16 protein-coding genes are annotated in these 15,245 nt (G+C 61.7%); 5 read left to right on the top strand and 11 right to left on the bottom strand.

Annotation, left to right across the window (positions count from 1 at the left end; translation table 11 throughout):
• Positions 1–369: 369 nt before the first annotated feature.
• The gene (locus ACMFWR_RS09830; RefSeq protein WP_413191491.1) at positions 370–1,179 is read left to right on the top strand and encodes a glycine zipper 2TM domain-containing protein; all 810 of its coding nucleotides are present in this window, start codon (positions 370–372) and stop codon (positions 1,177–1,179) included.
• A gap of 246 nt (positions 1,180–1,425) precedes the next feature.
• Here ACMFWR_RS09830 and iscX read toward each other — a convergent pair whose 3' ends face one another.
• The 9 genes from iscX to ACMFWR_RS09785 all read right to left on the bottom strand — a co-directional run bounded on the left by iscX (position 1,426) and on the right by ACMFWR_RS09785 (position 8,283).
• A complete protein-coding gene (iscX, locus tag ACMFWR_RS09825; protein ID WP_413191490.1) occupies positions 1,426–1,623 on the bottom strand; it encodes a Fe-S cluster assembly protein IscX in 198 nt (65 codons plus the stop codon).
• Positions 1,624–1,633: 10 nt separating this feature from the next.
• Positions 1,634–1,975 (bottom strand): ISC system 2Fe-2S type ferredoxin, encoded by a 342-nt coding sequence (fdx, locus tag ACMFWR_RS09820; protein ID WP_413191489.1) that lies wholly within the window; start codon positions 1,973–1,975, stop codon positions 1,634–1,636.
• Positions 1,976–2,027: 52 nt separating this feature from the next.
• Positions 2,028–3,896 (bottom strand): Fe-S protein assembly chaperone HscA, encoded by a 1,869-nt coding sequence (gene hscA / locus ACMFWR_RS09815; protein ID WP_413191488.1) that lies wholly within the window; start codon positions 3,894–3,896, stop codon positions 2,028–2,030.
• Positions 3,897–3,906: 10 nt separating this feature from the next.
• Entirely contained in the window at positions 3,907–4,425 is a 519-nt protein-coding gene (gene hscB / locus ACMFWR_RS09810; RefSeq protein WP_413191487.1) for a Fe-S protein assembly co-chaperone HscB, read from the bottom strand.
• Positions 4,426–4,534: 109 nt separating this feature from the next.
• A complete protein-coding gene (gene iscA / locus ACMFWR_RS09805; protein ID WP_413191486.1) occupies positions 4,535–4,858 on the bottom strand; it encodes an iron-sulfur cluster assembly protein IscA in 324 nt (107 codons plus the stop codon).
• 163 nt (positions 4,859–5,021) lie between these two features.
• The gene (gene iscU, locus ACMFWR_RS09800) at positions 5,022–5,426 is read right to left on the bottom strand and encodes a Fe-S cluster assembly scaffold IscU (RefSeq protein ID WP_413191485.1); all 405 of its coding nucleotides are present in this window, start codon (positions 5,424–5,426) and stop codon (positions 5,022–5,024) included.
• 54 nt (positions 5,427–5,480) lie between these two features.
• Positions 5,481–6,704 (bottom strand): IscS subfamily cysteine desulfurase, encoded by a 1,224-nt coding sequence (locus ACMFWR_RS09795; protein WP_413191484.1) that lies wholly within the window; start codon positions 6,702–6,704, stop codon positions 5,481–5,483.
• A gap of 59 nt (positions 6,705–6,763) precedes the next feature.
• Positions 6,764–7,309 (bottom strand): Fe-S cluster assembly transcriptional regulator IscR, encoded by a 546-nt coding sequence (iscR, locus tag ACMFWR_RS09790; protein ID WP_413191483.1) that lies wholly within the window; start codon positions 7,307–7,309, stop codon positions 6,764–6,766.
• A gap of 503 nt (positions 7,310–7,812) precedes the next feature.
• The gene (locus ACMFWR_RS09785; RefSeq protein ID WP_413191482.1) at positions 7,813–8,283 is read right to left on the bottom strand and encodes a low molecular weight protein-tyrosine-phosphatase; all 471 of its coding nucleotides are present in this window, start codon (positions 8,281–8,283) and stop codon (positions 7,813–7,815) included.
• A 284-nt stretch (positions 8,284–8,567) separates the two neighbouring features.
• Here ACMFWR_RS09785 and ACMFWR_RS09780 point away from each other — a divergent pair, with 284 nt between their 5' ends.
• The gene (locus tag ACMFWR_RS09780) at positions 8,568–8,939 is read left to right on the top strand and encodes a hypothetical protein (RefSeq protein WP_413191481.1); all 372 of its coding nucleotides are present in this window, start codon (positions 8,568–8,570) and stop codon (positions 8,937–8,939) included.
• A gap of 184 nt (positions 8,940–9,123) precedes the next feature.
• Here the strand turns inward: ACMFWR_RS09780 and ACMFWR_RS09775 are convergent, their stop codons facing one another.
• Positions 9,124–10,053, bottom strand: coding sequence for a Gfo/Idh/MocA family protein (locus ACMFWR_RS09775; RefSeq protein ID WP_413194844.1), 930 nt, complete (start codon positions 10,051–10,053; stop codon positions 9,124–9,126).
• Between the two features lie 126 nt (positions 10,054–10,179).
• A complete protein-coding gene (locus ACMFWR_RS09770; RefSeq protein WP_413191480.1) occupies positions 10,180–10,413 on the bottom strand; it encodes a hypothetical protein in 234 nt (77 codons plus the stop codon).
• A 330-nt stretch (positions 10,414–10,743) separates the two neighbouring features.
• Between ACMFWR_RS09770 and ACMFWR_RS09765 the strand changes: the two genes are divergently transcribed.
• The 3 genes from ACMFWR_RS09765 to ACMFWR_RS09755 all read left to right on the top strand — a co-directional run bounded on the left by ACMFWR_RS09765 (position 10,744) and on the right by ACMFWR_RS09755 (position 14,766).
• Entirely contained in the window at positions 10,744–11,826 is a 1,083-nt protein-coding gene (locus ACMFWR_RS09765) for a tartrate dehydrogenase (protein WP_413191479.1), read from the top strand.
• A 167-nt stretch (positions 11,827–11,993) separates the two neighbouring features.
• Complete coding sequence (locus tag ACMFWR_RS09760; RefSeq protein ID WP_413191478.1) at positions 11,994–12,605, top strand: glutathione S-transferase family protein; 612 nt, start codon at positions 11,994–11,996, stop codon at positions 12,603–12,605.
• Between the two features lie 61 nt (positions 12,606–12,666).
• Positions 12,667–14,766 carry a pyridoxamine 5'-phosphate oxidase family protein gene (locus ACMFWR_RS09755; RefSeq protein WP_413191477.1) on the top strand — a complete coding sequence of 700 codons (2,100 nt, stop codon included), beginning with the start codon at positions 12,667–12,669 and terminating at the stop codon, positions 14,764–14,766.
• Positions 14,767–15,245: the final 479 nt, after the last annotated feature.

Genomic DNA, 15,245 nt, shown 5'->3' with positions numbered 1-15,245 from the left:
CGGGCGGCGACGCCGCCCAGCGGCTGTGCGCCGCATCCCTGCAAGTCTTGGGTTGCCTAATCGCGCAACCGTTTGCTACCCCTCCCGAAGTCGTATTTTTCTCCCCAGTCTCGTCGCCCGTAGTCCCATTACCCCAGGCGGTGACCGAGGCGCCTCCCTCTGCTTCGTGCTCCCTGCTCCCTGCTTTCCGTCCCGCGCCTTCGTACTGCGCCTTCGTACTGCGGCACTTTATGTTCGGCGTTATTGTCTGACTAACCTCTCTCACTACATCGCGTTACAAAAAGACAAGGTTTTGCCTTCACGTGCTTGTCAAAATAACGTTGAGCAGATCGAAAGCTGCGTGAAACCGCCCGGAAAGGGCCGACCATCATGAACTCACCCATCGAACCACCGAAATCATCGTCCGCGCCGCGTGCGCGTCTTCATCCGTTGATGGCGACCGCCGCCGTCGCTGTCATCGTCGCGAGTCTGGTTGCGGTCGCAGCCATCACCGGCGTCCTGCCCGGTGCGTCGAGCAAGCCGTCCAACGCCGGCGCCGCGCCGACCGAGCAGGTTGCCGATGCCAATAGCGGTCCCGCGCCTCAGCACGGCGACTCAGCCGCGCCCGCGCCGGCGGACGCGACAGCCAACGCGCCGCAGCCGCAGCCCGCACAGCCAGCGGAACCCCAACCGGCGCCTGCACCGGCACCGGCTCAGGCACAACAGCAGCCGGCGCAGCCCGCCCCGGCGCCGCAACCCCAGGCAGCGCAGGTGCCGCAACCGCCCGCGGCGGCACAACAGTACAACCAGGCGCAGCAGGCACCGGTTCAGCAACGTAGCCCATCCCGCCAACCTGCTCCGAGCTATTGCTCGACATGCGGCACGGTCACGTCGATCGAAGCGGTCAAGGTCGAAGGTCATGGCACCGGCATCGGTGCAGTCGGTGGCGCGGTAGCCGGCGGTCTGGTCGGCAACCAGTTCGGCAACGGCAGCGGCCGCACGGCGATGACCGTGCTCGGCGTCGTAGGCGGCGCGCTCGGGGGCAATGAGGTCGAGAAGAAAGTCCGCAGCTCGACCAACTATCGCGTCAACGTCAGAACGGAAGACGGTCGCACGCACTACTTCACGTATCAGCAGGAGCCGCCGTTCCGGTCAGGAGATCGTGTTCGCATCGAGAACGGTTCGCTGGTCGCCGGCTGACGCAGCCCCGCGGACGCGAGAGACGTGCCGGCCGCACGGCTGCCGGCATGAAAAAAGGGCGATACGCGCATGACGCATATCGCCCTTATCTTTGCTCAACCTGCTTTGCTCAAGCTGCTTGCTCAACGGACGTTGCCGAATGAGCTTTGCTCAGCCCGGTTTGCTGCATCGGCGTTGTTGAACACGCTCTGTCGTACTTGCTGCAAGGGGTTGAGCGCTGTCCAGCGTGTCGCGACCCCGCACACCTCAATAATCCGAGTCCTCGATCCAGGCAGCCTGGATGGCCTCGAGAATCTTCTCGCTCGAACGGTCGGGCGCGTCGTTGAATTCGGGCAGTTCGGTAATCCAGCGATGCAGATCGGTGAACCGCACGTATTGCGGATCGATATCGGGATGCGCGTCGGTCAGGGCCATCGCGATCTCCTGCACATCAGTCCATTTCATTGCTCGCTCCTCAATGGTTTTCTTTCGCGTGATTGATCGTGTATTTCGGAATCTCGACCACGTATTCGCCTTGGGCCGGCATGAGCGCCTGACACGACAAACGTGAAGTCGGTTCGAGACCCCACGCCTTGTCGAGCAGATCCTCTTCGTCATCGGTCGCGTCGGCCAGGTTCGCGAAGCCTTCGCGCACGATCACATGACAGGTCGTGCACGCGCAGGACTTCTCGCAAGCGTGTTCGATCTCGATTCCGTTTTCAAGCAACACATCGCAGACGCTCTTGCCAGCGGGTGCATCGATCACCGCACCGTCCGGGCACAGTTCGCCATGGGGTAACACTACGAGTTGGGGCATAGTCGAGTCAATCAGTTTCAGGCAGGGGCCGCGAACACCGCGCCCCGGTGGATCACAGTTCGCTAAGCTTGCGTCCGGTCAGTGCGCGGCGGATGCCCTTGTCCATCCGCCGTGCCGCGAATTCATCGGTCGCTTGCGCCAGCGCTTCGACACCGCGGCGCACTTCATCTGCCACCGTCGAATTGGCACGCGTCTGCTGGAGTTGCGCGACGATTGTATCGATGGCGGCACGCTCGGTCTCATCGAGCAGTTCGCCATCTTCGGCGAGCGCAGCGGCCGTCGCTTCGATCATGCGATCGGCTTCGACCTGCTCCTCGCGCAATGCGCGCGCCTGCATATCGACCGTCGCCGATGCAAAACCGGCTTCGAGCATCTTCGCCACTTCATCGTCGGCAAGGCCGTACGACGGTTTGACTTCGATCGATGCTTCGACACCCGAGTGCATTTCGCGTGCTGACACCGACAGCAAACCGTCCGCATCGACCTGATATGTCACGCGAATGCGCGCGGCGCCCGCGACCATCGGCGGAATTCCACGAAGCTCGAAACGGGCAAGCGAACGGCAATCGCTCGCGAGTTCCCGTTCGCCCTGCAGAATGTGGATCGCCATCGCCGTCTGGCCATCCTTGAACGTCGTGAACTCCTGCGCACGCGCAACGGGAATCGTCGAGTTGCGCGGGATGATCTTCTCGACGAGACCGCCCATGGTTTCAACGCCAAGCGAAAGCGGAATCACGTCGAGAAGCAGCCAGTCGTCGCCCTCGCCGCGTCGATTGCCGGCGAGCAAGTCGGCTTGAATCGCTGCGCCGAGCGCAACCACCTGATCGGGGTCGATATCGAGGTGCGGAGCCTTGCCGAAGAACGACTCGACCGCACGACGAACATGACGCATCCGCGTCGCACCGCCGACAAGCACAACGCCTTCGACTTCGTCCGCGGCCAGCTTCGCATCGCGCAACGCCTTGCGCGTTTGCGTCAGCGTGCGCTGCACGAGCCTGTCGGTCAGCTCGGCGAACTCCGTCTCCGTGACCGTGCATTGCACGCGTTCGCCGCTTGCAAGGGTCACGTCGAGCGACGCTGAATCCGTATCCGACAGCGCTTCCTTGAGCACGCGCACGTGGTCGAGCATCAGGCGCACATCTTCCGGCGTGAGACCGCACGCACCGGTCGCCGCCAGCACATGCGTATACAGCGCCTGGTCGAAATCGTCACCGCCCAGCGCAGAATCGCCGCCGGTCGCCAGCACTTCGAACACGCCGCGCGTCAGACGCAGGATCGACACGTCGAACGTGCCGCCGCCAAGGTCGTAGACGATATAGACGCCTTCCGCGCCGCTATCGAGCCCGTAAGCGATCGCCGCCGCCGTCGGCTCGTTGAGCAGGCGCAAGACATTCAGACCGGCAAGCTTGGCGGCATCCTTGGTCGCCTGGCGTTGCGCGTCGTCGAAATAGGCGGGCACCGTGATGACCGCACCGACCAGATCGTCGCCCAGCGTATCTTCGGCGCGCTGGCGCAACGTCGCGAGAATCTCGGCCGACACTTCGACCGGGCTCTTCACGCCATCGATCGTCGAGATCTGGACCATGCCGGGCGCGTCGATAAAGTCATACGGCGCATTCGCGGCCCCTTCGACTTCCGCCTTGCCACGTCCCATGAACCGCTTGACCGACACGATCGTGTTCTTCGGGTCCGATGCTGCGTCGGCCTTCGCCGTCGCGCCGATACGCCGGCCGCCCTTGGGCAGATATCGCACCACCGACGGCAGAAGCAACGCGCCGTCTTCGTCGGGAAGCGCTTCAGGAATGCTGTTGCGAACCGAGGCTACGAGCGAGTTGGTCGTGCCGAGATCGATACCGACTGCCAGGCGCCGCTGATGGGGCGCGGGCGCCATGCCCGGTTCTGAGATTTGCAATAAAGCCATAGTGTTCGGTCTAGTGATCGAGACGCTCGATTTGCGTGCCGACTTCTTCTGAAACGCGCTCGATAAACATCAATTGCCGCACGGCCTGCGCAGCGCCCTGATCCGCATGGCTGTCGAGCAAGGCAGCCAGCTTGTCGAACCGCACACGGGCATCGTCACGCAACTCGCGGCCCAGCGATTCGAGCTCGTCGACGTTACGCGAACCTGCCGCGTCTTCGATGCGCTCACGCCACTCCATTTGCTGCATCAGGAACGCAGGCTCCATCGCGGTGTTGTCTTCGGCCTGAACGTCAACGCCGCGCAAATGCAGCAGGTAGATCGCGCGCTTGAGCGGCTGACGCAGCGTCTGATACGCATCGTTCGCCTGGCTGGCCCATTGCATGGCCACGCGCTTCTGGGCTTCGCCCGCGGCAGCGAAACGATCCGGATGGACCTGTGCCTGCACGGCGCGATAGGCCTCATCGAGTGCGCGTGCGTCGACGGCAAAGCGTTTGGGTAGTTGGAACAGTTCGAAATGGTCAGCGGCCATGATGTGCTTCGTTAATCCGTGATCCCTTCAAAGCGCGCACGTAGCGCTTTTCGAGCGCCCAAACAAAAAGGCGGCAGCAGCCGCCTTCGCTGGCGCCCGCGTCGCTCGATCAGACGCGGAACGACTCACCGCAACCGCACTCGTCCTTGACGTTCGGGTTGTTGAACCGGAAGCCTTCATTGAGGCCTTCACGCGCAAAGTCGAGTTCTGTGCCGTCGATATAGGCCAGGCTCTTCGGATCGACGATCACCTTGACACCAAAGCTCTCGAACACCTGGTCCTGGTTTTCGAGCTCGTCGACATACTCGAGCTTATAGGCCAGCCCCGAGCATCCGGTCGTACGCACGCCGAGCCGCAAACCGATGCCCTTGCCGCGCCGGTCGAGGAACTTCTGAACGTGCTTTGCTGCTTTTTCGGTCAATGTAATCGACATAGTCAAACCTGCTACCGTGCTTTGCTGATGTACCTGGCTAACGTGTCCTGCCGACGTATTCGTCTTGCGGTACTCGTCTTGCGCCGTACCTTCGCATCACGTGTTTGTTTGGGCGAGACCTCGACACACCGGGCCTCGCCTGAGCTTGCTTGCCTGAGCTCGCTTAAGCCGCGTCCGCCTTGACTTCCGTCTGATGACGTTGCTTGTAGTCGGCGACGGCCGCCTTGATGGCGTCTTCTGCGAGGATCGAGCAGTGAATCTTGACCGGCGGCAGCGCGAGTTCTTCGGCGATCTGCGTGTTCTTGATCGCGAGTGCTTCGTCGAGCGACTTGCCCTTGACCCATTCGGTCACGAGCGAGCTCGAGGCGATCGCCGAGCCGCAGCCGTAAGTCTTGAACTTCGCGTCTTCGATCAGGCCATCCGCGCCGACACGAATCTGCAGCTTCATGACGTCGCCGCATGCCGGTGCGCCGACCATGCCGGTGCCGACTGCGTCGTCGTCCTTCGCGAACGAACCGACGTTGCGCGGGTTTTCGTAGTGGTCGAGAACCTTGTCGCTATATGCCATTTTGATGCTCCTGAATTGGGGGATATCGTTATTGGATCGTTCGAGGCGTGTCGCTTAGTGCGCTGCCCATTGGATCGAATTGATATCGACCCCATCCTTGTACATTTCCCAGAGCGGCGACAAATCGCGCAGCTTCTGGATCTTGCTCTTCATCAGATTGATCACGTACTCGACGTCCTGCTCCGTCGTGAAACGGCCCACCGTGAAGCGGATCGAGCTGTGCGCGAGTTCGTCGTTGCGGCCCAGGGCGCGCAGGACGTACGACGGCTCGAGCGATGCCGACGTACAAGCCGAACCCGACGACACGGCCACGTCCTTCACGGCCATGATCAACGATTCGCCTTCGACGAAATTGAAGCTGATGTTCAGGTTGTGCGGCACACGGCGTTCCATGTCGCCGTTGACGTACGTTTCTTCGATCTCACGCAGGCCGGCCAGCAAGCGATCACGCAACATGCGGACCCGCTCGTTTTCCGTGGCCATCTCTTCACGCGCGATACGGAATGCTTCGCCCATGCCGACGATCTGGTGCGTTGCGAGCGTGCCCGAACGCATACCGCGTTCGTGACCGCCGCCATGCATCTGCGCTTCGATCCGCACGCGCGGCTTGCGGCGCACGAACAACGCACCGATGCCCTTCGGACCATATGTCTTGTGTGCCGAGAACGACATGAGATCGACTTTCAGTTTCTCAAGATCGATCACGACCTTGCCCGTGGCCTGCGCCGCGTCCACGTGGAACACGATGCCCTTCGAGCGCGTGATTTCGCCGATCTTCTCGATATCCTGAACGACACCGATTTCGTTGTTCACGAACATCACCGACACCAGAATCGTGTCAGGACGAATCGCAGCTTCGAATGCCGCCAGGTCGATCAGGCCGTCATCCTTCACATCGAGGTACGTGACTTCGAAGCCTTCGCGTTCGAGTTCGCGTGTCGTATCGAGCACGGCCTTGTGCTCGGTCTTGACGGTGATGATGTGCTTGCCCTTGCCCTTGTAGAAGTGCGCCGCACCCTTGATCGCAAGGTTGTTCGACTCGGTCGCACCCGACGTCCAGATGATTTCGCGCGGATCGGCGTTGACGAGCGCAGCGACGTTTTCGCGCGCTTCTTCGACAGCACGTTCCGCATCCCAGCCGTAGCTATGGCTACGCGACGCCGGATTGCCGAACTGCTCGCGCAGATACGGAATCATCTTGTCGACCACGCGCGGATCGACGGGCGTCGTTGCGCTGTAGTCCATGTAAATGGGCAAATGGGGAAGCTCTTTGTTCATCAAATACTCCGAATCTGCGTTCGATCTATCGTCGATTGTGTGGGGTGGTTGTCGAAGGCTCAGGAGCGCGCCATGTTGAACACCGAATTGGGTCCAAGCGGCACGGCGTGAGGCGTCGTCGCGGTCACGGCTTCAGGCGAACCGCCCGAAACACGCCGGTCGCGCAACACCGTCGCCTGTCCTTCGCGTGCGCGCTGCTGATCGACGAGATCCTTCAGCGACACGGAGTCGAGATACTCGACCATCTTCTGATTGAGCGTCGACCACAGCTCATGCGTCATGCAATGACCGTGCAGGTCCTTGGTTCCGTCGCATGTGCCCTTGCCGCCGCATTGCGTGGCATCGATCGGCTCGTCGACCGCAATGATGATGTCGGCGACAGTGACTTCCTCGGCGCGACGCGCGAGGTTGTAGCCACCGCCCGGTCCGCGCACGCTTTCGACAATCTCGTGCCGGCGCAGCTTGCCAAACAGCTGCTCGAGGTACGAGAGCGAAATCCGCTGGCGCTGGCTGATCCCGGCGAGCGTGACAGGACCATTCTCCTGACGCAGGGCAAGATCAATCATGGCGGTGACGGCAAAACGGCCTTTCGTGGTGAGTCTCATGATGGTGGACGACCCGTATTCTCGACAATTTTCCTCAAGTATAAATACCCTAGGCTTTTAGTCAACCTTATCGGCGGTAAGGTCTACTTGATCACGCCATTTCTGACGTGGCAGATGTGAACCCGGTGGTATTTGCGCAGCGGTATTGTCCGCCTGCGCGGCGCCGCCTGCAGGACACGTCATGCGCCGCCAGCGCGATATTTGAGTCGCATTGCGTCGAAAATCAGGTCATTCAGATCGAATTCACACTCTTCGCTCAGCAATTCCCGACAATTTCAGTCTGGTTTGAGGCGATCACGCGAACACAGAATTTTTTTCGTCCTGCTTCAGGTGAATCATGCTGGTGAATCAGATCGGCCGACGCCACTCGCTGAACGAGTCAGTGATTCACGGATTCACCGGCGACTTGATTCGCCGGTTTGGCAACGATCCGGCGACGGCCCAGTGACTGTTCGACCGCTCTCCCGCCGGACAGTCAACGATCGCCTTGGCATTTTTTTGGCCTACTGATTCGCCTTAAGCGCATCGAGAAGTCCGTCGCAAGCGAGTTCGCATTCGTCGAGCACGCGCTCAAAGCCGTCCGCGCCACCGAAATACGGATCCGCGATCTCGGCGCCCTGCTGCCCCGGCGCGAAATCCATGAGCAGTTGAACCTTGTTTTGTAACGGAGGCGGACACAGACGCAACAGCTCTCGCAAATTGGCGCGATCCATGGCGAGGATATGGTCGAACCGCTCAAAATCGGCGATATCGATCTGGCGTGCCCTCAAGGGTTCGAGGTCATAACCGCGCCGCGCACCGAAACTCTGCGCACGGTCGTCCGGCGCCTCGCCGATATGCCAGCTGCCCGTGCCTGCCGAATCGACGACCACGCGGTCGCTCAGGCCGGCCTGTTCGACCTTGTGCAGCATGATGGCTTCGGCCGTCGGGGAACGGCAGATATTGCCAAGACATACGAATAAGACGCTTTGCATGGAGAGACCGTAAAAGAGAGCGACGTGTAGCCCGCGATTTTACGACGGAGTACGACCCGATTTGTGAGGGGTCTGCACGAGCACAAGAAAAAGCTGATGATCGACACCCTCATTTAACGAAGCCGGAAAAATCCCGTTACACGTTTTCCGAGATGACCCGCGGATTTAGGTGTCCAATTGAGATCTGAAACCAGCATGTGCACGCTTTCGTGGCACCGCGTGATCTCGCACTGCGATGTTCGCGGCGTCATCGGTGGTTACGCATCGACGCGTGCAAAACGATCATGAATGCACTGTCCGGGCGCCCGCGCCGTCTCGCGGCCCTCGTTGCAACCAGCGCGGCCGCGCTGGTTCTCGGCGGTTGCGTTGCCTATCCGTACGGCGACGCCTATGTTCCCGCGCCGACCTACCCTTATCCCTATGACTATTACTACGGCAGCGGATACGCCGTGTATGGTGCGTACTACGGCGGGCCATGGGGCTGGTACGGCGGCGGCGGCCGGTGTTGCTACGCGAACTGGTACGGCGGCCGCTACTGGCGTGGCGGGCACTGGGGCGGCGGCGGTCATTGGGGCCATTCCGGCGGCGGCGGCCACTGGGGAGGCGGTGGCGGACACTGGTCCGGCGGTTCGGGCGGTGGCGGCCACGGGCACTGACTGACGATCCTGCGTCACCGACGCGATCCAAATCGACGACTTAGGACGACGACTTAGCGCGACGACGTAGCGGGCCGCGTGGCAGCAAAAGGTTTCGTCAGCAGAACCGCGACCCGCCCCTGCGCTCGCCCTACGTCAGAGACTGGCTACCGGTACAGCACCGCGACGCCCCAACCTCACGCAATTAAAGTCCGAGCGCCGCGCGGCTCCGGTCGACCACGTCGATCATGTGGCGCGACATGTCATGTGAAATCACCGGGCTTTCGATCTGGCCCTGCGCGAGCAGTTCGCAGAAGTGCGCGGTCTCATAGTTCAACCCGCCTCCGACGAACGGCGCCTCAAGTCTGACCGTCCGGCCATCCTTGTACGAGACCGTCGCGGTGCTCGGATTCCACCACGGACCGTCGATCGTCACATTGCCGTGCGGCGCGCAGATCAATGCATCGCCGCGGCCGTGCAAATCGAGGCCGCAGTACCACTGCGCAACACCGTGCTCATGAACACTGTTGACGCTCGCAAAGACGTCGACTCCACCACCCAGCCGCCCGAACGCCTGCACGTCGCGCGGTGCGCCCAGCCAGTCGATTGCCAGAAACGATTCGTAGATGCCAATGTCGAGCAAGCTTCCGCCGACGCGTTCAAGGTCGAACTCCGGCAGGCCCGGTCCGTAGTTGGACACGCCACAGCCCGCGCGCACGAAGTTGGGCGTGCCGATCGGATCCTCGGCGAGGTGTTCGCGCAAACGACGATAGAGGGGATAGAACGGAGGCTTCATGGCCTCCATGAACAGCACGCGCTGCTCGCGTGCGACTGCCAGCATCGATTCGAGTTCGGGCAGCGAAATCGCCGCAGGCTTTTCGCACAACACCGCTTTGCCCTTGCGCATCGCGGCGATGCTGTATTCAGCGTGTGAAGGATGCGCTGTCGCGATATAAACGGCATCGATATCCGCGTCGAGCAGCGCTTCGAAACTTCCACACGCCGACAAGCCGTGTTGTTCCGCAAACGCCTGCGTCGCCTCGGCGCGCCGTGACCACACATGCGTCAACTCCGCGCCATCGACATGTTCGAGGCCCGTCACGAAGCGTCGTGCGATATTCCCCGCGCCCACCATTGCCCATCGAATCAAGAGAGTGCTCCTTGTCCCGCCTTCGGCGTCAGGCGGTCGATGGTCGGCGAACCCGCGGGATCAAGTCAAGGAACAATCTGAAACTGAAGATCCAGGGTCGAACGATCCGGGTCAGCTCGGCAGACTCAGCTTGATCTTCTGCCGAACTTCGTAGAGCGCGGCGAGCGCAATCAGATTGGCGCGCTCTTCATTCGCCTCGTCCTCCGATACGCCGCCGCATGCGCAGCCACCCATCAGAATGCCGAGGCAAAACGCGTAGTTGCCCGCGAAAGCGGCCGGGGACACATCCGTGCCCTGAATTTTCGAAAGTGCTTCGTCCAGCACTCGCCTGACCCGCGCATCCATCTTCGTATCCTTCTTCTGCCGGGCGCCGCATGCACGGCGCCGGACCCGCTTCGCCCCCGCACGCATCCCGGTAAGCGTGGAGGCCCCAAAACAGCAAGGTTGAAACCGGGCCGCGTATTTTACGCACATTGCGCGACTTTTCGATGTGCGCCAGGCCGAGCAGCGGCTCTAAATATGTGCAGGCGGCGCGCATTATTGACCACGATCGCGGTACGCCACGCGCTCAGTGAGGGTAGAGCACGCCGCGTGCCGCGCCGCCTCCGAAGACCGCAGGCCGCGTTCCACCCTAGAATGCGCAGGGACAGCGCCCTCCCTTTTCCCATTTCCACGATGACTCGCAAACGCCATACGATCGCAGTGATCCCCGGTGACGGCATCGGGCAGGAAGTCATGCCCGAAGGCCTTCGCGTGCTCGAGCGCGTGAGCGCCCGGTTCGGCCTCGACCTCGAATACCGCCACATGGATTGGGCGCACTGTGCCTACTACGAAAAGACGGGGCAGATGATGCCCGACGACTGGAAAGCCCAGCTCGAAGGCTGTGACGCCATCCTGTTCGGTGCCGTCGGCTGGCCGGACAAGGTGCCGGACCATATTTCGCTATGGGGCTCGTTGCTCAAATTCCGGCGCGAGTTTGATCAGTACATCAACCTGCGACCCGCCCGCACGTTCGAAGGCGTGCGTTCGCCGCTCGCGCCGCACAACGCACGCGACATCGATTTCATGATCGTGCGCGAAAACACCGAAGGCGAATATTCGTCGGTGGGTGGCGTGATGTTCGAAGGGACCGACCGCGAGTTCGTTGTTCAGGAATCGATCTTCACGCGCCACGGCACGACGCGCGTGCTCAAGTTCGCCTTCGACCTTGCGCAACGCCGCCCGCGCAAGCATGTGACGGTGGCCACCAAGAGCAACGGCATCGCGATCAGCATGCCGTGGTGGGACAAGCGTGCGGCCGAGGTGGCCGAGCAGTACCCGTCGATCCAGTGGGACAAGCAGCACATCGACATCCTGTGCGCGCGCTTCGTGCTTCAGCCGCAGCGATTTGATGTCGTCGTCGCGTCCAACCTGTTCGGCGACATCCTGTCCGACCTCGGGCCGGCGTGTACGGGCACGATCGGCATCGCCCCGTCAGGCAATCTGAATCCGGAGCGGCGTTTTCCGTCGCTGTTCGAGCCGGTCCACGGCTCGGCGCCCGATATCGCCGGTCAGGGCATCGCCAATCCGGTCGCCATGATCTGGTCGGCCGCGATGATGCTCGATTTCCTCGGGAACGGTGAAGGTCCTGAACACGACGCGCACGAAGCCATCCTCTCCGCGATCACGGCCTACCTGCGTACGGGTCCGCATACCCGCGATCTCGGTGGATCGGCCTCTACGGCACAAGCGGGTCAGGCCATCGCCGACCTCCTGTAGCCGCGTGGATCCGAGTGAACACAGGGCGTCGGGACGCTGTGCCCCATTATTCTCGAATCAAGAATAATGATTTGATCCAGACGCCTATTCATTGTCGATCCTTATGTTCTTAAACTGCAGGTAGACGGATTCGATTCACGAACCGCGCCCGCACAAGGACAACGACAATGAAGCTTTACTCCACCCCGCTTTCCGGCCACTGCCATCGCGCCCGACTGATGCTGTCGCTGCTGGGGGTCGATCATGAAATCGTCGACGTTAACCTCGCCGCCGGCGAGCACAAGTCGGCTGAATTTCTGAAGCTCAATCCGTTCGGGCAGGTCCCGGTGCTCGTGGACGGCGCACTGACGATCGCCGATTCGACCTCTATCCTTGTTTATCTTGCGAAGAAATATGGCCGCACGGACTGGCTGCCCGACACGCCGGAAGGCGCGGCGCGCGTGCAGCGATGGCTGTCGGTCGCGTCGGGAGAAATCGCGTTCGGCCCCGCCGCCGCGCGGATGATCACGTTGTTCAAAGACCCGCGCAATCCCGTCGAAGTCGGCGAACGCGCGCGCCGCGTGCTGGGTGTGATCGAAGCTGAGCTTGGCGGTCAAAACTGGCTCGTCGGCGACCATCCGACGATCGCTGACGTGGCGCTGTACAGCTATATCGCACGCGCCAATGAAGGGCATGTCGATCTGTCGTCATACGCGAATGTGAATGCGTGGCTGCGCCGGGTGGAAGCCTTGCCGGGCCACGTCGAGTTCGTCAAATCGCCGGTGCCGGCCTGCGCTTAGGCGCCGCCCGCTTGCCGGCACCGATGACGGCAAGCGGTCACTGAGGTTTCAGGAGCGCGAAATGAGCAGCGTGATCGACCCACCGGGCACCCAAAGCGAACAACGCCCCGCCTCCCCATGGCATCCGGGCGAGCTCGAAATGCAGACGCACGCGGGCATCGTCGAGCGCATGGAGCCCGTCGGGCGCCGCAACGTGCGTCGCTTCCTGCTCGACCAGCATCGCGAGTTCTTTCCGCAGCTTCCGTTTATCGTGATGGGCGCCGTCGCGCCCGACGATACCGTGTGGGCAACCCTGGTCGCGGATCGCCCGGGCTTCATGCACTCGCCCAACGAACTCGAACTCGACATTGCCGCGCTGCCGTATCCGGGCGATCCGGTGCGCACGGGTATCGCGGACGGCGCATCGATCGCCTTGCTCGGCATCGAACTTCCCACGCGACGCCGCAATCGGCTCAACGGCGTCGTCAAACGGCTCAATGCATATGGCTTCAGCGTCGGCGTGCGCGAGAGCTATGGCAACTGCCCGCAGTACATCCAGCTGCGCGATTTCACGCTGGATCGCGAGCCGTCCGTCGCCCCGTCCGATCCGGTCATTGAATCCGACACGCTCAACGGCGCAGCAGAAGCACTGGTCCGCCAGGCCGACACGTTCTTTGTCGCGTCGTACTTCGACGATGCAGACGGGACACGCAAAGTCGATGTCTCGCACCGCGGCGGCCGGTCGGGTTTCGTTCGCGTCGGCGACGACGGCGTGCTCACAATTCCCGACTTTGCGGGCAATCTCTTTTTCAACACGCTGGGTAATTTCCGAGTCAATCCGCGCGCAGGCCTGGTGTTCCCCGATTTCGAAACGGGCGCCCTTGTCCAGATGACCGGCGTACCGGAAGTCATCCTCGACTCGCCGGAAATCGCTGCGTTTCAGGGCGCGGAACGGATCTGGCGATTCAAGCCGACCCGCGTGCTGTATCGACCGCGCGCCTTGCCCATGCACTGGGCCTTCCGCGAGAACGGCTGGTCACCCAATGCGTTGATGACCGGCGACTGGAAGACGGTGGAGGCGCGCCTGCACGCCGCTGCAAAAGCGAACGAATGGCGGCCGTTTCGCGTCGCGCGCATCGTCGACGAAAGCACGGTGATCCGGTCGTTCCATCTCGAGCCCACCGATGGTGCCGGGCTGACCGTTCATGAAGCCGGTCAGCACCTGCCGATTCGCGTGACGCTTCCGGGAGAGGCGAAGCCCGTGATCCGGACCTATACGCTGTCGACGGCACCTTCCGACGACGCATACCGGATCAGCGTCAAGCGTGAGGGCGCGGTGTCGACGTATCTGCACGACGCGGTTCATGTCGGCGACCTGATTGAAGCGCGCGCGCCCGCTGGCCAATTCACGATCGATGCGTTGGAGTCACGCCCGGCCGTACTGCTCGCGGCGGGTGTAGGCATCACGCCGATGCTGTCGATGCTGCGGCACATCGTCTATGAGGGACTGCGCAAACGCAAAATCCGTCCGACATGGTTTTTCCATTCAGCTCGGCTCAAGACAGAGCGTGCCTTTGCGCGAGAAGTCGCGGAAACCGCTGCACGCGCACAAGGCAAGGTTCATGTGATCCGGTTGCTGTCCGACACACGCGATGCGCTGCTGGGGCAGGACTACGACCTCGAAGGTCGCATCGATATCGCAGCGCTGCGTGCGACGTTGCCGTTCGACGACTACGATTTCTATCTGTGCGGCCCGGGCGCATTCATGCAATCGGTGTACGACGGGCTGCGCGCGCTCAATATCGCGGACGCGAGAATCCACGCTGAAGCATTCGGCCCATCGGGCCTGGTGCGCAAAACCGACACGGCGCCTGACCAGGCTCCGAGCCTGCCGGTTGCCACGCAGCCCGTCACGGTGCATTTTGCGAAGGCAGGTAAAGACGCTGAATGGACGCCCGACAAGGGCACGTTGCTCGAGTTCGCCGAGGCTCAGGGACTTCAGCCGGAATATGGTTGCCGCGGCGGCTCATGCGGAACGTGCCGCACGCGCATCGTCGAAGGCCACGTCGGTTATCCGGCGCCGACGGACTTCAAGGTCGGCGACAATGAAGCGCTGATTTGCTGCGCGATGCCTGCGCAACCGGACGAAAATGCAACGGCGCGGATCGTGCTGGACTTGTGATTCGAGATAAGGGATTGTGAAGCGCGGCAGCCTCGCCGCAGGGCGACGGCTGGATCGAGCGTAACCGTGAAGACCAGTGTATTCGTTGAGGACGGGTCCAAGCATTGGGCTACAGTGCTTACCGAGTTACTTTGCGCCAACCCTGCTTTGGCCCAGGGAAACTGGCAAGCCATCGCGGAGCTTCTGGCAAGGACAATGGTCTGGCGAAATTCGATGCATCGCGTTTGTCGAAACGACTGTCCACGGACCAAGCGAGCCGGGTAGCTAGCATTCTCTAGGATCGTGGTTACGACACTACGACCTTATCCACCGGCATAAGCATTCGAGATATTGTGAAAGAAAATCTGCGCGCAGTGGCTGCGAAACCAACTACGATAACCACCCGGTTCTTTGCCAATCACATCGAAATCGACGGAGTTTCGTTTCAATATCGGCCTAGGGAGCGTACCGCAATGGGCAGACCAGAAAATGATTTCTGT

Origin of the sequence: Pararobbsia alpina, assembly GCF_965118125.1 — a bacterium.
Taxonomy (GTDB): domain Bacteria; phylum Pseudomonadota; class Gammaproteobacteria; order Burkholderiales; family Burkholderiaceae; genus Pararobbsia; species Pararobbsia alpina_A.
This window is presented reverse-complemented; position numbering and strand designations above follow the sequence as displayed.